12 protein-coding genes and 3 pseudogenes are annotated in these 16854 nt (G+C 72.0%); 7 read left to right on the forward strand and 8 right to left on the reverse strand.

The features are described from left to right. The 3 genes from ACH4E7_RS25165 (at position 1) to ACH4E7_RS25175 (ending at position 5364) form a co-directional block, all read left to right on the forward strand. Entirely contained in the window at positions 1–3141 is a 3141-nt protein-coding gene (locus tag ACH4E7_RS25165) for a non-ribosomal peptide synthetase (RefSeq protein ID WP_396251296.1), read from the forward strand. Further along, on the forward strand, positions 3138–3836 hold the full coding sequence (locus tag ACH4E7_RS25170; RefSeq protein WP_396251297.1) for a formyltransferase family protein: 699 nt from the start codon (positions 3138–3140) through the stop codon (positions 3834–3836). Before ACH4E7_RS25165 ends, ACH4E7_RS25170 begins: the two co-directional genes overlap by 4 nt. A 472-nt stretch (positions 3837–4308) precedes the next feature. Further along, a complete protein-coding gene (locus ACH4E7_RS25175; protein WP_396251298.1) occupies positions 4309–5364 on the forward strand; it encodes a CorA family divalent cation transporter in 1056 nt (351 codons plus the stop codon). A gap of 83 nt (positions 5365–5447) precedes the next feature. Here ACH4E7_RS25175 and ACH4E7_RS25180 read toward each other — a convergent pair whose 3' ends face one another. After that, positions 5448–5804 carry a hypothetical protein gene (locus tag ACH4E7_RS25180; RefSeq protein WP_396251299.1) on the reverse strand — a complete coding sequence of 119 codons (357 nt, stop codon included), beginning with the start codon at positions 5802–5804 and terminating at the stop codon, positions 5448–5450. A gap of 302 nt (positions 5805–6106) precedes the next feature. Between ACH4E7_RS25180 and ACH4E7_RS25185 the strand changes: the two genes are divergently transcribed. Together ACH4E7_RS25185 and ACH4E7_RS25190 are read left to right on the forward strand one after the other, a co-directional pair. Further along, on the forward strand, positions 6107–6877 hold the full coding sequence (locus ACH4E7_RS25185) for a hypothetical protein (protein WP_396251300.1): 771 nt from the start codon (positions 6107–6109) through the stop codon (positions 6875–6877). A gap of 163 nt (positions 6878–7040) precedes the next feature. Further along, positions 7041–9242, forward strand: coding sequence for a hypothetical protein (locus ACH4E7_RS25190; RefSeq protein ID WP_396251301.1), 2202 nt, complete (start codon positions 7041–7043; stop codon positions 9240–9242). Between the two features lie 120 nt (positions 9243–9362). On the opposite strand, the gene ACH4E7_RS25195 is transcribed toward ACH4E7_RS25190, so the two are convergent. Next, positions 9363–9578, reverse strand: coding sequence for a hypothetical protein (locus ACH4E7_RS25195; RefSeq protein WP_396251302.1), 216 nt, complete (start codon positions 9576–9578; stop codon positions 9363–9365). Positions 9579–9661: 83 nt separating this feature from the next. Here ACH4E7_RS25195 and ACH4E7_RS25200 point away from each other — a divergent pair. Further along, a pseudogene (locus ACH4E7_RS25200) lies at positions 9662–9775 on the forward strand (LLM class flavin-dependent oxidoreductase); the annotation flags it as partial. A gap of 55 nt (positions 9776–9830) precedes the next feature. Here ACH4E7_RS25200 and ACH4E7_RS25205 read toward each other — a convergent pair. The 5 genes and pseudogenes from ACH4E7_RS25205 to ACH4E7_RS25225 form a co-directional block, all read right to left on the reverse strand. Then, the gene (locus ACH4E7_RS25205; protein ID WP_396251303.1) at positions 9831–10277 is read right to left on the reverse strand and encodes a hypothetical protein; all 447 of its coding nucleotides are present in this window, start codon (positions 10275–10277) and stop codon (positions 9831–9833) included. Continuing rightward, a complete protein-coding gene (locus ACH4E7_RS25210; RefSeq protein ID WP_396251304.1) occupies positions 10274–10960 on the reverse strand; it encodes an RHS repeat-associated core domain-containing protein in 687 nt (228 codons plus the stop codon). Before ACH4E7_RS25210 ends, ACH4E7_RS25205 begins: the two co-directional genes overlap by 4 nt. Positions 10961–11167: 207 nt before the next feature. Continuing rightward, positions 11168–11746: pseudogene (locus ACH4E7_RS25215) on the reverse strand (RHS repeat protein); the annotation flags it as partial. A gap of 220 nt (positions 11747–11966) precedes the next feature. After that, a pseudogene (locus ACH4E7_RS25220) lies at positions 11967–14147 on the reverse strand (DUF6531 domain-containing protein); the annotation flags it as partial. Next, positions 14144–14401 carry a hypothetical protein gene (locus ACH4E7_RS25225; protein WP_396251305.1) on the reverse strand — a complete coding sequence of 86 codons (258 nt, stop codon included), beginning with the start codon at positions 14399–14401 and terminating at the stop codon, positions 14144–14146. The gene ACH4E7_RS25225 and the pseudogene ACH4E7_RS25220, both read right to left, overlap by 4 nt. 16 nt (positions 14402–14417) lie before the next feature. On the opposite strand from ACH4E7_RS25225, the gene ACH4E7_RS25230 reads away from it, so the two are divergent. Beyond that, positions 14418–15428 carry a hypothetical protein gene (locus tag ACH4E7_RS25230; protein ID WP_396251306.1) on the forward strand — a complete coding sequence of 337 codons (1011 nt, stop codon included), beginning with the start codon at positions 14418–14420 and terminating at the stop codon, positions 15426–15428. A gap of 511 nt (positions 15429–15939) precedes the next feature. Here the strand turns inward: ACH4E7_RS25230 and ACH4E7_RS25235 are convergent. Continuing rightward, positions 15940–16776, reverse strand: coding sequence for a class I SAM-dependent methyltransferase (locus tag ACH4E7_RS25235; RefSeq protein WP_396251307.1), 837 nt, complete (start codon positions 16774–16776; stop codon positions 15940–15942). Positions 16777–16854: the final 78 nt, after the last annotated feature.

Genomic DNA, 16854 nt, shown 5'->3' on the forward strand with positions numbered 1-16854 from the left:
ATGCACGACACAACCACCGGGTCCGTCAGTGCGGGCGCCCGCGTGTTCCGGCGGCCCGTCTCGCCCACCGAGTGGTCCTACCTCGCCGCCGCCAGGCTCGGCGAGCTGATGGTGATCCAGCTCGTGGTCGAAGGTGCCGGGGAGATCGGTGCCCGGTCGCTGGCCCGCGCCGTGACGCAGGCCTCCCGGTCCTGCCCCGGTTCCCGGGTCGTGCGCCGCGGCCGGACGTGGACCGACAGCGGGGTGCCGGCCAGGGTCGTGGTCGTGGACGCCGGCTCCTTCGACCGCACCGCGCTGACCGGGCTGCCGGAGCTGACCGGCCACTTGGCGCAGGCCGAGGACCGGCCGGCGTGCGAGGTCCTGCTGCTCACCGGGCAGCCGTCCACCGTGGTCTTCCGCGCCGCGCACGCGGTGATGGACCTCAAGGGCCTGCGGACCTGGGCCGCCGAGGTCTTCCGCGCCCTCAGGGGCGAGCCGCCGCAGGACGCCGCGGACACGCTGACGGACCACCGGCTCCTGGCCGCGCTCGGCAGGACCGGGCAGCGCCCCCGCCTCGGGCTCGACCAGCGCTCTCCGCTGGGCGGCAGGTCGGGCCCGGCCGCCGTGTGGCGGCGGCGGACCGTGCCCGGCCGGCCGGCGGCAGCGACCGCGAGGGTGTCGGCGGCGCTCGCCGAAGCCGTCGGCTCCCCGGCCCGGATCATGGTGCCGGTCGACCTGCGACGGCACGCACGTGCCTCGTCCGCCACGGCGAACCTCACCCTGCCCGTGTTCCTCGACGTGCCACCCGGCCAGGGCCCGGACGCCGTCCACCGGCGGTTGCTGAACGCGCTCGCGGACCGGCGGGAACTGGCGGCCGGCGCCGAGGCGTTGCTCGCCGGGCTTCCGCTGCCCGTGGCCGCGGCCCTCGTCCGCGCCTCCAGGGCCGCGGGCCTGGCACAGCACCGCCACCTCGCCTCGGCGATCGTCTCGCACGCCGGCCGGCTGGACCCCGCGGAGTTCAGCACCGACGGGTTCGCCGCGACGACGGCCTACGCCCTGCCCGTCCACGCCCCCCTGGTGCCCTTCAGCGTCGTGTTGCTCGAACTGCCCGGCCACACCGAGCTGGTGGTCTCCGCCCGAGGGGCCGCAGACGTGGGTGAGCGCTGCGACGCGCTGATCGACCGGATCGCCGGGGCGCTCGTGACGGGCGCACCGACGGCGGGTTCCAGGGGGTTGCGGGCAGCAGGTTCGCGGGAGTTGCGGCGACCGCGCGAGCCCGGCGCCGCCGAGCGGCTCCTCGCTCCGGGGTCCGAGGGGCTGCCGCCGCTGGACACCACGGCCGTCCAGCTGTTCCGCGCGCAGGCCGCCCGATCCCCGCAGGCCCCCGCGGTGACCGGCGGCGCCGCGCACTGGTCGTACCGCGAATTGGACCGGCGCTCCGACGCCGTCTGCGCCGAACTGCTCGCCAGGGGCGTGCGGCGCGGCGAGGTCGTCGGGGTCATCGCCGACCGAACGGCGTACGGGCTCGCGGGCGTCTGGGGCGTCCTCAAGGCTGGCGCGGCGTTCCTGCCCATCGACGTCCGCAATCCGGCGCGGCGTGTCGCGGAGCTGCTGCGTGACGCACAGGCCCGGTTCTGCCTGGCGGAGACCGCCTGGGCCGCTCTCGCCGGGGAGTTCGACGGTACGACGGTCCTCCTGGAGGACGTCGCCGCCGTCGACGGTCCGCTCGACGCGCGGACGCGGGAGGCACTCGCCACCGCCGCGCCGGACCCGGACGACCTGGCGTACGTCATCTACACCTCGGGGTCCACCGGCCGGCCCAAGGGCGTGCAGGTGGAGCACCGGAGCCTGGTCAACGCCGTCGGCTGGCTGGCCCCGCTCATGCGGTGCGACGCGAGGACCCGTGCCGCATACTCCTTCTCGCCCGGCTTCGACCTGTCGCTGATGCAGATCTTCCCCCCGCTGCTGCACGGCGGAGCGGTCGTGCCGGTGCCCGGCGAGCTCGACCACCTCAAGCTCCGCGACATGTTCTCGGGCCGGCTCGCCAACACCCTGTCGCTCACCCCGACCCATCTCGACCTCGCGGCACGGCTCGGCGTCCGTCCGACGGGCATCCGCGCGCTGCAGCTGGGCGGTGAGAACCTCACCGCGGCCACCGCCCGGCGGGCGCGCGAGGACTTCGGAGCGAACTGTCTCATCGTCAACGCCTACGGCCCCACCGAGGCCACGCTGGCCTGTACGGTCGCCGTCGTCGAGGACGGCATCTCGCGCGGATCGGCGCCGATCGGCGTTCCGGTGCACCGCACCGGGGTGAGCGTGCTGGACGAGCGGCGGCGCGAGGTCCCGGACGGCCGGCCCGGCGAGCTGTACGTCACCGGCGTGCAGCTGGCCCGCGGTTACCTGGGCCGCCCCGACCTGACCGGCGAACGGTTCGTCCTCCTGCCGGACGGCCGCCGTGCCTACCGGACCGGGGACCTGGTGCTGCGGCTGCCCGACGGACAGCTGGAGTACGCGGGACGCGTCGACGACCAGGTGAAGATCCGCGGCCACCGGGTGGAGCCGGCCGAGGTCGAAGCGGCGCTGACCGGGATGCCGGACATCGCGCAGGCCGCCGTGGTCGCCCGCGGCCGGACCGAGGAAGTGCGGGCCCTGTGCGCGTTCGTCGTCCTCGCCCAGGGCGTCACCGCCTTCGACGAGGCCGCCGTACGGGCCGAGCTGGCCCGGTCGCTGCCGCCGCACCTGGTGCCCACGGTGGTACGCGTTCTCCCGGCGTTGCCGGAGACCACCAGCGGCAAGACCGACCGCAAGGCGCTGCCGGATCCCTTCGACGCCGCCACGGCGGGTGCGGGCGCCTCACCGGGCGGGTCGGAGCGGCGCGGGGTGAGCTCCGGTGCATGCGCCGATCGCGCCGTGGCGGCCGTGACCGCGGAGATCTGGTCGCGTGTTCTGCGTTGCGAGGCCGCAGGCCTCGACGCCTCGTCCGACTTCCACGCGCTGGGGGGCGATTCGCTCGCCGTGCTGGAAATGCTGTCGGTCCTCGGCGAGGAGCTGCTCGGCGGGTCGGCCGAGCGGCGGCTGCTGGACCGGCTCGGACCGCTGAGCGGCGGGCTGACCCTGGGCCGCGTCGTCGCTGCCGTCGACGTCGTACGGAGCGAGGCATGATCTTCGTCGGTGAGGGCGCGCTGCTGTGGCGCGCCGTACGGCACACGCTGGACAGCGGGCTGCCGGTGGACCTGGTCTGCGGCCCGGATGCGGACGGCGCCGTCGCGGTGCCGTCCGGCGTCCGCTTCCTGGGCACTACGGACGTCAACGCGGTCGCGAGCGAGCTGGCGGCGGCCTGCACGGACGGGCTGGTCTGGTCGGTCAATAACCGGATGATCTTCCGTGCTCCGGTGCTGTCCACCGGGCTGCGTGTCCTCAACGTCCACCACGGCCCCCTTCCGGCCTACCGCGGGATGCCCGAAGTCGCCCTGGTGTACGCCGTGCTGGGCGGCGAGCGGGAGTTCGCCGCCACGCTCCACCGCGTCGACGAGGGCATCGACACCGGTCCCGTCCTGGCCTCCGAGCCCTATCCGATCGGTGCCGAGGAGCCGTACCACGTGGTGATGCGCCGGGGACTGCACGTCTGTCACCGGCTCTTCGAGCGGTGCCTGCCGCTCGTGGCAGCCGACCCCGACTGGCCCGGCGACCCGGCCCCCTCCCCGGGTGTCTCCCCGGAGGCGCGGAGCGGCGGCTACTTCGGCCGCACGGCACTGGGCCGGCTCCCCCGGTACCGGGAACACCCCAGGTTCGCCCGCGCCACCGACCTGGGCTTCCTCGCCGCATACCTCCCCGAGCTCGCGGAAGCCCTGGCGTGACGACCGGCCCCACGGCGCGCCGTACAGCCCGGCGGACCCGGGAGGTCGGCCTGCACCGCGAAAGTCGTCCGCGCCTCGGTCGACGGGCAGACCACCTGCGAGGTGGTCTCCGGACCGACGACCGGGCTGCCCCGGCGCGCGGTGGCGATCCCCTGCTCGGACAGAACAGACTACTCTCGTGCCCGAGGCCCGCCATCAGCCCCGGGCGGGCATCGATCCTCGAGCGGCACGGCACGACCCAGGCGGAATCCCGACACCCGTGACGCGGAACCGATGGCTCGGCGCGCAGGACCCGCCACTGCGGGCTGGGACAGGGCGAGGATCTCGCGTTCCTCGTGGCCGAGGAACGTCTCAGCAGTGTCGGCGAGTCAAGTCAATCAGAGGGGTGTCCACTGCTGTGATCCGTCTACGGCGTGCTCCGCCGCCGGTGGGCGACACGCGGCGCAACCGGCTGGGCGCAAGGAGGAAGACCATGATCGTCGACTGCGCGCACTACCGCGCCGGACGCCGGCAGCACGAGGGCCCGATCCCGCTGGAGGAGGCGGCCGCGCGCTGCACCCAGGGCGGATTCGTCTGGCTCGGCATGTTCGAACCGGCCCCCGAGGAACTGGCCAAGGTACGCGAGAGCTTCGGGCTGCACGAGCTCGCCGTCGAGGACGCCCAGGCGTTCCACCTGCGGCCGAAGGCCGAGCAGTACGAGGACGGCACGGAGCTGATCATCCTGCGCACCGCGCGCTACGACGACGAGCGCGAGGAGATCGATACCGGCGAGATCAGCATCTTCCTCGCCGAACACTTCGTGATCACCGTTCGCCAGGGCATCGCCAGCGAGCTGGCCGGCGCCCGCAGCCGGCTCGAGCGCCGCCCCGAACTGCTGCGGACCGGGAGCGCCTCGACGCTGTGGGCGATCCTCGACCAGGTGGTCGACAGCTATGCGCCCGTCGTCGCCGAACTCGAACGCGACATCGAGCAGATCGAGGCCACGGTGTTCTCCGGCGCAGTCGCCCCGACCGAACGGATCTACTTCCTGCGCCGCGAGGCCACCGACTTCTACCGCGCCGTACACCCGCTGCTCGCCGTACTCGCTCGGCGGCTGCTGCCCGGCCAGTCTCCGGGCGAGCTCCTGCCGTACTTCCGCGACGTTCACGACCATCTGCTGCTGGTCAACGAGGAGGTCGCCGCCCAGCGTGATCTGCTGGCCACCGTTCTGGAAGCGAACATCGCGGTGATCTCCGTGGAGCAGAACAAGATCAATCTCAGGCAGAGCGCCACGATGGAACGGCTCACGATCATCGCGACCGTGTTCCTCCCGCTGTCCTTCGTGGTCGGCTTCTTCGGGCAGAACTTCGACTGGCTGGTCAGCCACATCAGCAGCCTGACGGCGTTTCTCGTCCTCAGCGCCGTCGGGCTGCTGCTGCCGTGCCTGGTGCTCTACCTCTGGCTGCGCCGCCGACGCGGCCAGACGGCACCGCCCGTGCCCGGGGTGAACGACGTCGTACGGCGCACGCCGAGAGCCTCCACGGAGTAAGGCCGTCGCATCCCCCCACGGGCTCAGCCGGATCGCTCCTGCGGGACGGCGGGCGGGTGGTCTGGTCGGGGCGTCAAGCCCGGCTACGACTGCTCGGGCCGCTCGGCGATGTTCAGGACGGTGACGGAGGGACGGCGAGTGACCAGTGGCGGAGTGGTCAGTGCAAGTGGCAGCAGGGCACCGACGAGCCCGCGTCCGCCGGTCGGCCGGACGTCCCGTACCGCCGCCACCGCCGGACTGGCGGTGCGGAGCTTGTCCCGCTCACTCGGGTCCATCGCCCACGGCATCGGCGGCGCCTGGTAGCCGTGGGCACGCACCTTCCCGGTCAGGGTGAGTCGGCTGAACCAGCGCGGCACGGCGTCCAGCACCAGCGAGCCGCCCGGGAACCGCTCCGCGCAGCCTGCGATCAGGGCTCGCACCCGGGCCGGCGGGAGATACATCAACAAGCCTTGCGCGGCTCCAAGGAGCTGATCGTGCCAGCCGAGGGCTTGCAGGAGACCACCGAGTCGTGGGACCTGGCGCGGCACTGCCGCCGACGCCGGACGCATGGCCCGGAGCGGGGTCACCGGCGACGGCGCGACGCCCAGGAGGTACACCTCCGGCCCCTCGGTGCAGCGTCCACGTCCTGGAAGGCCTGGCCGCCACCCTCGCACAGGCCGGCGACCGAGACGGCGCCCTCGCCCACCGCGCCTGCGCCATCCTCACGACCGTGTCCGACCCCGACGAGCGGGAAGGACCGATCATGCGCCTGGCACCCTTCCTCGCGAAACAGGGCGCCGACGACGAAGCGTTCGATCTCGCCGACACGCTCACCGACTTGGGCGCGCTGATCACCACCCTCGCGGACGTGGCCACCGTGCTCACCGACCAGGGACACACCCGGGCGACCCGCTCCATCGCCGACGACCTCAGGAGCCGGCCGGGGACGACCGAGCTCCTGGTCGCGCACAACGGCAGCGGCCTGCGCCTGGCCGACATCCCACGGCTCGGGCTGCCGTGGGTCAGTGGCAAGAGCCTGGACTCCGGGAGCACCGGTCGATTCGGTATCGGCCTGACGACGCTCCGGATGCTCTCGACCTCCTGGGAGGTGCACGGGCACCCGTACCACGTACGGTTCGCCGACGTCACCCTGGCCCCGGCCGACCCGCCGCACCTGCCGGCGGACATCTCCGGGCGGGAGTGGACGGTCTTCCGCATCCCGCTCGACCCCGGGGTCCTCTCCGCCGAGGAGCTCCTTGCCTGGTTCGAGAACTGGCAGGACAGTTCCCTGCTCTTCCTGCGCGACCTCGAACAGGTCACGGTGGCGACCGACGGCACTCCTCTGGGCCCACCGCTCCTACGCCAAGGCGCTCCTGCCCGTCTCGCAGAGCGGTGGTCTGAGCCCCACGGCATTCCTCCGCCTGCTGGGCGTGACGGACACCCCCCGGCTGTTCTCGCTCCTGCAGGGGAAGACGTACAAGCGGTCCCGCGACACGCGGGTGGGGCTGCCCCGCGACGTGCGGCTGGCTCCTGAGAATCGCTGACTGGCGCTGGCACGGCTCGGAGCCACGCACACGCTGAACGATCAGACCTCGCTCGACCTCGACCGAGTCGTCAAGAACATCACCGCAGAGCGGGACGTCTCCGAGCGGAGGCGGCGTACGGCCGCGCTACTCCAATCCCTGGGCAGGTCAGGCATGACCACGGGCCCCGAGGCGACGGTCCAGGCCGCCGTGGGCAAACGCACCTGGATCGAGCGCGGCCCAGTACCCGCGTTCTGGATCTGGAAACTGCGCGACAGCGCCTGGCTGGAGGACGAGAAAGGCGTCCTGCGTCGGCCCGGCCGGCTCCAGCAGCGCACCCCCGACGCCGAGGCGCTCTTCGGACAGGACGAACCGAACTACCTGCACGCGGAGCTTCAGCACGCGCTCTCCCACCGGTCCGACGTGCTGGCAGCACTCGGCGTGGCGGGCGACCCCGACATCCCCCAGCTGATCGGCCGCCCCCGGCAGCTGCGAAAGCGGCCGCTGGGCACGGGGGCCGAGGCGGAGGAGCTGAAGACCGAGGTCTACCTGGTCTACCGGGCGCTTGCCCGGCGCCTGACGGAACGCCCGGCCGAAACCCCTCGCGCGCACGTCGAGAAGCGGGTCGCGGCGGCGCTGCGGGGCGATGACGCGCTGGTCCTCACCGACCTCGGCTGGCGCCGTGCCGATGACTGTTTCCGGGGCACCGCCATCCTGTACGGCATGCGCGCGTTCGTTCCGCCCGGGCCGGAGCTGCTGCCGCTCTGGCAGGTCCTGGGAATCGAGGAGCCGAGTCCGGAGGACCTGGTCCAGGCCCTCAAGGAGCTCGCGGCCGACGGCTCCCCTCCGGGAGGGGACCGGGAGCGGCTGATGCTGGAGGCGCTGCGGTCGCTGAACAGGCTGGTTGGCGGTACGGGCGCGACCGTCACGCCGGGCCTGAGGTCGAAGCTGCGCTGGCTGCCGCTGTGGACCAGTGCCGGGTGGATCAAACAGCGTCCGGTCTACGCCGTGGCCGCCCACCGGTCGGTCGAGGTGGCCCTGGCCGCCCGCGTCCCGCTCTGGCAGCCTGGCGGCGACGCGGAGCAGTTCGCCGGGCTGCTGGGCTCGCTCGGCGTGCAGCAGTTGGACCTAGCCTCGGCCGAGGCCGTCGAACCCGACACGGCGGTATCCGATCCCGGCCTCACCGAGAGTTTCCGACGGGCCGTCACCGCCCTGCAAGACCGCCTGGTCCGGGACGAGCCGACGGCCGCCGAGTCCTTCACGGACTGGGCGTGGCTCGCAGGCCTGGACGTGCGCGTCCTACCGGGTCTGCGCGTCCGGCTGGACCCGGGCAAGGACCGCGAGCCGCTGGAGATCCCCGTCGGTGCCCACATCGACCGGACCGCCAAGGCCCTGGTCCTCTCCGCCCCGGCTGAACTGTCCGCCCGACTGGGCACCGGGGCCGCCGTGGCCTGCCACTTCGCAGGCTCCCGCGGCCGGGTGGCCCGCCACTGGCGCGATTTCTGGGAGGAGGACGCTGTCGCCACCGGTCACGCTGTACCCCTCACCACAGCAGGCCAGCGTGACTTCGAGGAACGACAGCGACGGGAAGAACTGCTGCGCGACCGCTCCTTGCGGGCCGCGCCGGCGCCCGCGAAGCCCGGCCCCTCCCCGAAGCCGGCGAGGAAGACGGGCCGTACCCTGGCGAAGCCCGCAGCACCGGTGCCTGCGCCCCGGTCGGCCCCCGACGGCAGAGCAGCGGCAACACCCACGCCAGCACTGCCGAAGCCGCGCAACGCCGCCGTGCCCGACCCACCACGGCTGGTCGGCCTCGACCGGCTCGGCCAACCCACCGTCCGCCGGACCGGGCCGGCTACCGGCACCACTGGGGGACCGGCCCCGACTCAGCCGCAGCGTCCGTCCCGTACCCGAGCAAGCGGCTTGTCGACCCCCAGGCCGGGCGGGGCCGTGCCCCGTGGGCAGTCCACCCGGCACGGGTACCAGGACAGCAGTTCCAAGGAGGCCCTCGTCATCCGAACCCTCGCCGCCGTGCTCGGGGAGGACACGGACAGCCTCGACCAGCGCGGAAAGCAGAACGTCGGAGCCGACGCGGTCGACAGCGCTGGCCGCTACTACGAGATCAAGGCACACGGCGGCGCCCGACCGAGCGACGTCACCCTCACTGCCGCGGAGTACAAGCGTGCGTGGGAACAGGGAGAGAACTACGTCCTGGTCATCGCCGAACACCTCAACGAGGGCAGCGGAGGGAAACCGGTCCTGACCCTGATCAGCGACCCGTTGACCAAGCTCGACCTGGAGCCCGTGTCGGACGTCCGGCTCAAGGGCCTGCGCAGGACCGATCTGCAGGCCAAGGTCTGGGAATGGCCGACGGCCTGACCTGGTATGAAGGCGTACCCGGACGCCGTCCGGGCGGCCCGCTGCTCGGCCGCCCGGGAGCGTGACCGAGGACTTTCTCGGGTTGACCGAGGCTGGTCGTGGGCTTGGGCCGCCAGGAGTTCAGACGGCCCTGGGGAGCCGGCCGGCTTCGGCCGCCGCGACGGCCTTCCGGACCAGGCCGGACACGCCCGCCAGCTCCCCGACGAATGCCTCCAGCGTCTCCTTCACCCGGTCCTCCCCGGTGGTCGGCTGGCCGAACAGGTAGCCGAGCTTGCCGGCGCCAGCCGCCATCGCGTCCCGGTGCCTCCGGTAGTCGGCCAAGAACGGCCGGGACACGGCCCGGGGCCTGCTCCAGGGTCCTCTCGTCGATCTCCTCGGTCAGCAGGCGCCGGGTCACCTGGTGAGCGGAGAACCGCGTGGAGCTGGGCATCACCGAGCTGGTGATCCACTGGCCGGTCCCGGACTCGATCTTCGAGAACGACCTCGCCGTCTTCGAGAAGATCGCCACCGAGGGTCTCGCCCAGCTGGGTTGACGGCTACGGCCGGAGCGGGCCCGCACTGCGCGGGCGCGCTGCGGCAGTCTCGGAGTCAGCCTTCGCGGGCGGCGAGGAACTGCCGGAACTCCGACAGGGACAGCTCCAGGTCCTCCCGCCCCGCGTCCATCGGGGTCTTGGGCAGCTCCCGGGCGGCGAACTCCTCGGCCGCCGCCAGCACTGCGCGGTAGAGCTCCGTCAGGGGCGGCCGGCCCACCGTCCTCCGCCCCTGGGAGACCGCGACGGCTCCCTTCTTCACCCGAAAGTCGACCTGGAACGAGGAGTCGACCGCCCCGAACGAGAAGGAGCCCCGATGCTTGGTCTCCAGGCGCGCCAGGCCGCCGAGCAGCAGCGCGAGGGACAGGAAGATCATCATCCCCTGGTCCGGCGAGTGCCCGATCGAGGTGAGGCTGCCCTGGTCCCCGTCGATCTCCATGTCGCCCAGGTCGAACCCGCTCTCGGGCTCCTGGCCGGGACTGCGGGTGAAACGAAAAGAGATCACGGCTTCCAGCTCTTTCCCACCGGGAAGAAGGTGATGATGTTGTTGCCGTCGTGCGTGTCTACGCTGACTCGGAAGACCGCGCGCATCCCGTTCACCTTCATCCTCTTGTCAAAGGTCTGAATTCTGCCGTTCGGATTGTCGGACACGCGCTTCCCCTTGGCCACGATCTTCTCGGCGGCTTCCAGCACATGATCCCTCGTGGTGCTCGGCGGCAGCAGGTCGCCCGGGCCCTTCGGGTGGTTCCCGGTGATGTGGCGAGCATCGATGTGGATCCAGCCCTTCCTCAGGTCCCCCGTCTCCAGGCGGGGCGTCGTCCGGCAGAGTGCGAGCCCGAGCGGGTCCGTCCACTCCGTCGGGTTCGGCACGTACCAGGACGAGTTGGAGCCTCCTCCGAGCCCGAGGGGGTCGAGGCTGACGTAGCGGGCCGTCTCGGGGTCGTAGTAGCGGTAGAGGTTGTAGTGGAGCCCGGTCTCGGCGTCGCGGTACTGGCCCGGGAAGCTGATCGGACAGTCGACCGGCTCCGCCCCCGTGTCGTGGTACCGGCTCCCCCAGAGCGTGCTGACGGACCGCCAGGAAATCTGCCCGGCCGCATCGACCAGTTCGGTCGGCGCGCCCACCCGATCGGTCACGATCGCATGGAACCGCTCGTCGACGGTCCCCTCACGCGAGCCGTCCCGGCGCACGGCTCGCACCGTCTGGAAGACCGGACGGTGCGAGCCGGGTTCGTAGTCCCACGTGGTGGTTCTCGACAGGTCCTCGTCGCCCGCGGTGTGCACCTGCTCGACGAGCAGGGCGCCGTCCCAGGTGAACGTGACGCTCTCCGCCACGGTGCTCCAGTCGCCGTGCAGTCGCCGTTTGGCGATCCGCCGCCCGATCGGGTCGTACAGGTACCGCCAGACCGTACCGTCCGGGGTGGCCACCTCGACGAGACGGTCCTCGGAATCCCAGCTGTACCGCCACTCCCTGCTGCCGCCGGACAGCAGCCTTCGGCGTTGCGTGACCATCCGCCTCTGGCCGTCGTAGCCGTAGGTGACCCGGCCCGCCCGCCTGACCAGGGTCCCCTCGTAGAGGCGTTCGCCCTGGTGCTCGGCTTCCGCGGAGCCTGTCGTGGCGGGTCGGTCGGCACGGACGATGTTGCCCGCCGGGTCGTACGCGTAGCGCTCCGACCGGGCCGGGCCCGACACCCCGGTGACACGCCCCAGCTCGTCCAGCACGTAGGCGACGCCCTCGCCGTCCGGCTCCTCGACGGATGCCAGGAAGCCGTCCGGCCGGTAGCCGAACTCCCGGTGCTGGAGGGGACTCTGCGCATGCCCTGCGCCGGCGGCTGCCCGCGCCAGGATCTGGCCGGTCAACCGGCCTGCGGCGTCCCAGGCTTGCGCCACCGTGCCCGCACCGAACCGGCGCTCGGTCTCGTGACCTGCCGGGTCGTGACCGAACCGGATCGGCTCGCCGCCGCAGGCGAGGGCCAGCGGCCTCCCGGCGCGGTCGTACGTCCACCTGCTCTCGACCCCCCGACGGCGTCCGCCGGAACAACGCCTGGCCGACGGCGTCGTACATGTGTGTCAGAACGCTGCCGTTGCAGCTCTCGGACAGCAGTCTGCCGACCGCGTCGTAGCTGAAGCGCAGTTCGGCATCCGGGCCCACGGCGTGGCTGAGCCGGTCCCCGGCGTCGTAGGCGAACCTGGTGACCTGGCCGTCGGAATGCTGCTCCACCGTCCGGCCGATCGCGTCCAGCACGTAACCCACCGTCTGCCCGGCGCCGTTGGTGCGACCGGTCAGTCGGCCCAGCGGGTCGCGCCGGTAGTCGAGTGTGCGGTCGTTGAAGTCGGTCTCCGAGACCAGACCACCGACCGCGTCGTAGGTGTAGGTCCAGGTCAGCCCTTGTGGGTTGACGACCTGGGTGAGCCGCAGCTCCTCGTCGTAGACGTATGCGTGGCGGGCGCCGGAGGGGTCGGTACGGACCGAGACCAGATCGAAGTAGGTGTACTCGAAGCAGCTGGTCCCACCGATGGCGTCCGTGTGCTCCAGGCAGTTCCCCTCGCCGTCGTACCGCCACGACTCGGTCGCGCCGTCGGGTGCCGTCCGCCAGAGCTGGTCCCCCTCGACGGACCAGCCGTAGGTGGTCGTGCCGCCGAGCGGGTCGGTGACCCGCACCAGGCGACCGAACCCGTCGCGCACGCACGAGGTCGTGGCACCGAGCGGATCGGTGACCGAAAGGGGCAGGCCCGCCGGATCGTTGCCGAAGACGGTCCGGTCGCCGTTGGGATCCTCCACTGAGACCAGGAAGCCCGACTCGTCGTGCCCGTAGCGCGTCACCGCCCCGAGCGGGTCGGTGGTGGTGACCGGGTTTCCACGCCGGTCGTAGTCGTAGCGCCAGAGGGCGCCGTCCGGCTCCGTCACCGTGGTCATCCGGTGCAGGGCGTTGTACGACGCCCTGGTCACGGCTCCGTCCGGGCGGGTGAAGGCGGCGATATTGCCGTCCGGGTCGTACTCGTAGGCGGTGACCCGGCCCAGGGCGTCCGTCCTGGTGGTCAGGCGGTCGTAACGGTCCCACGTGTAGCGGGTGGTGCGGCCCAGGGGGTCGGTCTCCGCGGTGGTCTGGCCGAGTTCGTTCAGCTGATATAGCGTCACCTGGCCCAGTGCGTCCGCGACCTTGGTGGTCAGCCGCTCGCTGTCGTAGGAGAAGACCGCGTCCAGGAAGCCACCGTCTCCCCTGGTCTGCACGCACCGGCCGGCGCGGTCGTACAGGTAGCGGTAGCGGCGCTGGTTGCGGTCGGTCCAGGTGGTGATCCGCGTGTCCTCGTCGTACGTGAACCTCAGGGCCAGGCCGGAGGAGTTCACCACCTCGACGAGGTCGCCGTTCTCGTCGTACCCGAAGTCGACCAGGCCGACCGTCGACTGTTTCGCACTCCCGAGAGGATCAGTGTCCCCGAGATGGTCCACTGTCCGTTCGGGCCGCCGGGGCCGGGCCCCGTACTCGGGCCCTTCCCCGACCAGTCGGAGCCCGGTGACCCGGGACCCGGCGGTGTCCACCAGGACGCTGTAGCCCCCGTGGTGGCGCACCTCCACGGGAGCTCCCTGCTCGGAGTACAGGATGTCGATCCGACGATCGCTCCGGTCACTGATCGCCACCAGCGGCAGTTGCAGCACGCCCGCCGGTCGCCCGGCAGCGCCCGCCGCCGTGCTCAGCCCGTCGAAGTGCCAGGTCACGCCCTCGACCGGATCGGTGATCCGTATCTCGGAACCGACCGCCGGATCCCACTCCAACGGCCAGCGAGGGCCCTCCACCGGCAGCACCGCGAGGCCCGGCTCCGGAACCGGGTACGACAGGAGCATCCCGTCCTCGGTCGCGAACACCACTCCGGCGCCGTCGAGTTCCACCCGTTGGTCGAGGGTGGAGGCCCAGGAACGCCCGAACCAGCCCCCGCACCGGTACGAGGACACATGGGTGCGCGAGAGCACCAGCGGCAGTGCGCCCTCCAGGCGCACGTCCTGCTGTGACAGCACCATCTCGCCGGTGGCGATGTCGATCGGATCGCTGCGGCACTTGCGGCTGCCGAACGGCACCGCGGTCCTCCGCGGCTCGGCCGCACCGTCCCGCAGACGGGGCCGACGACCGCCGCGGCCGGATCGGGCGCCGCCGCCTCCGGAACGCGGGCGAGGCACGTCCTTTCCACCTGCGCCCTTGAGGATCTTGTCCATCTCGCGGGCGTGCTGGGCTTCGGCCTGGCGGGTGTGGTGGGCGACCTTCTTCAGGTTGTCGCCGGTCTTACGGTAGAAGTCCTTCACCGCCTTGCCGGCGTCCTTCGCGAGGGTTTTGCCGAGCTTCTGCGCGCTGTGCTCAAGGGCTTTGACGATCGGGTTGCTCATTCGAAGCTCAACCCCGCGATCTTGGTCTGGAAGGTCTGAGCGTGTCCGGCGACGGTCTCCGCATGTTCATGCATCGTGTGGGCGTGGGCCTCCAGTGCCGCCAGGTCGACCTGGAAGCCAGTCCCGGGGGCGCCGTTCGCGCCGGCTGCGGCCGACGCCGCGTCGAAGACCAGCCCGCCGACCGCTTTCGCGACGGTCTCGACCAGCGGGCCGATCGCCGCTTCGACGACCTCCGCGATGATGTGCTGCTCCAACTGCTGCACGAGGCCGTTGACCAGCCGCTTCGCGGTCTCGACCCACCTGGCTTATGACACCCGCTTCCTCCTCACCGGCGAGGAACTGGCCCAGGAGCAGTTCTGGCTGCGGCAGGCCGACGCCGACCTTCGCGAGGTCCTCGACACCCTGGAGCAGTTCGGCGTCATCACTCGCGAACAGGGCATGGCCCATCCGGGCTTCCTCGACCTGCCGGTCGCACCGCCCGCACCGGCCCTGCCGCCGGGCATGCCGCCGGAGCTGGCCGCCCTTCTCGGCCCCCCGGCTCCCGATGCACCGCGCCGCGCCGAGGAACTGCGCGGCGAACTCACCGCCGGCCCGGTCGAACTGATCCGCCTCACCGACCTCGGCACCCACGCCGTACGGCTACGGCTGCTCGCCGAGGGCCGCAACGCACCCCTCGTCGGCGAACTCACCCACGCCCCGGCCGCCGGGCTGCTCGGCGTCCTGGCCGAGCACTACGACCCCGCATCCGCGCGCCTCGAACTCGCCGCCTGGACCCGGGCACGCGGCGGACCCGAGGCCGCGCTGGCCGAACTCGTCCAGGCCGTACGCGACACCCCGTGGCGCACCCGTGCTGCCGCCCTGCTCGACGTCCTCACCGTTGCCCTGCCGGATGGCGAAGGCGAGCGGCTCCTGCGGAGTCTGCGCGGCGACTCGCAGCTCGCCCCGACCGCACTCAGCGTCCTCACCCACCGCGAGATCCTCCACCCCGACGACCTCACCGGCCCCGAGTCATTGCTCGTGCTCGCCGAGAGCCTCCTCCAGCTGCTCGAGGCCGGAAGGGAGGATGCCACCATCGACTCGCTGCTCTCCCAAGGCCGCAGCAAGGCCAGCGAAGCCATCGCCGCCGCCGTCGCCTCCGGGCATCCGGACCAGGCCGGCCTCGCCGCCCTCCGCTCCCTGGCCGACGGCCCGCTGCGCGAGCGCTCGGCACAGCTCGGCCGCCTGAACGCTGCCCGCGCCCGCCGGAGTACCGCACGATCCAAGGGCAAACGGCGGCGCTGACCCACCTGGTCAATGCGCCGCCACTGCCGACCTTTTCACTCGACCGGGTGGAGTTGAACCCGCCCCCCTTTCGCGTCGTCCTCCGCGCTGCCGGACTCTCTCCACAAGCCGGGCCTCACCTGGACCCATCGAGGGCCAGGACATCCGTGATCGCTGGGCTGATGGTCTGTGTCCCCCCGCCGACACAGACACCACAATGTCGCCGCCGGGCTCCGCCATGTCCCCTGCGACCCCTTCGACTGGCCGCTCGACCTCCTGGACATCCCTTGAGCAGCCCACCTACAAAATGAGTAGGACTTTGAAACGCCCCTGGCTACTGTTGGTCCAACAAGGCAGTGTTGCAACGACCGGTTGAACCTGGGCAGATCATGCCGGTCAAGGCGTTCGCCCGCCGCCGACGACACCGAGCTGTGTGGCGACGTGGTCGATGTCCCATGGCGTCTGGAGCAGACACACCTTCATGTTCGCGGGCGGAGACAAGTCCCGAGCGCGGCAACCCACTGCCTATCGTTTACGACCGCATGGGCTGTTCGGCGAAGTCCAGGACGGTGACCGAGGGCAGCCGCGCGGCCAGCGGCGGGACGGCCAGGGCCAGCGGCAGCAGCGCGCCGACCAGCGCGCGCCCGCCGACCGGCCGGACATCCCGCACATCAACCACCGCGGGGCTGGCGGTGCGCAGCTTGGCCCGCTCGCCCGCGTCCATCGCCCAGGGCATTGGCGGCACCTGGTAGCCGTGGGTGCGCAGCTTGCCGGTGCGGGTCAGCCTGCCGAACCAGCGCGGCACAGCGTCCAGCACTAGCGAGCCGCCCGGGAAGCACTCGGCACAGCCCGCGATCAGAGCTCGCACCTGAGTAGGTTGAATGTACATCAACAAGCCTGCTGCAGTGACGAATACGCCACGGCTCTTGTCCACCTCGTCGACCCAGCCCAGTGCGGTGGCGTCGGCCGCCAGGTAGCGCTGCCGGGGCCCGGGCGGCAGCAACCGCTCACGCAGCGCCACCGACTCGGGCAGGTCCACGGTGAGCCACTGGGCTCGCCCGTTGTCGACCCGCCAGTACTGGGTCTCCAGCCCCTCCCCCAGGCAGACCACGGTGCCGCGCGGCTCCCGGGCCAGGAAGTCCGCCACCTCGCGGTCGAAGCAGGCCACGCGCAGGGCCTGGAGCTGGGCCTGTGTACCGCTTGTGCCGAACCGCTCCGCGAAGGGGTAGTCGATCCGGTCGACCAACTCGACGGCCTTGGGGTCGTGGAGCACGGTGTCCGGCCGGCGCGCCTCCAGCGCCCGGTGCCACAGCGTCCACAGTGCCGTCTCCGGCACCTGCCCCAACTCCGGCCGCTCCCCGCCGCTCATTACAGACTCCTCCGTGGACAGCCCCGGCATGAACCCGCCGATTCTGACACCCCGGCCACACACCCCGTCCCGCCGACG

This window comes from Kitasatospora sp. NPDC018058 (genome assembly GCF_044327205.1).
GTDB lineage: Bacteria > Actinomycetota > Actinomycetes > Streptomycetales > Streptomycetaceae > Kitasatospora.

Coding starts and splice junctions, on each gene's coding strand:
- ACH4E7_RS25165 (WP_396251296.1), top strand. CDS start 1: ATGCACGACACAACCACCGGGTCCGTCAGTGCGGGCGCCCGCGTGTTC.
- ACH4E7_RS25170 (WP_396251297.1), top strand. CDS start 3,138: ATGATCTTCGTCGGTGAGGGCGCGCTGCTGTGGCGCGCCGTACGGCAC.
- ACH4E7_RS25175 (WP_396251298.1), top strand. CDS start 4,309: ATGATCGTCGACTGCGCGCACTACCGCGCCGGACGCCGGCAGCACGAG.
- ACH4E7_RS25180 (WP_396251299.1), bottom strand. CDS start 5,804: ATGTATCTCCCGCCGGCCCGGGTGCGAGCCCTGATCGCAGGCTGCGCG.
- ACH4E7_RS25185 (WP_396251300.1), top strand. CDS start 6,107: ATGCGCCTGGCACCCTTCCTCGCGAAACAGGGCGCCGACGACGAAGCG.
- ACH4E7_RS25190 (WP_396251301.1), top strand. CDS start 7,041: ATGACCACGGGCCCCGAGGCGACGGTCCAGGCCGCCGTGGGCAAACGC.
- ACH4E7_RS25235 (WP_396251307.1), bottom strand. CDS start 16,776: ATGAGCGGCGGGGAGCGGCCGGAGTTGGGGCAGGTGCCGGAGACGGCA.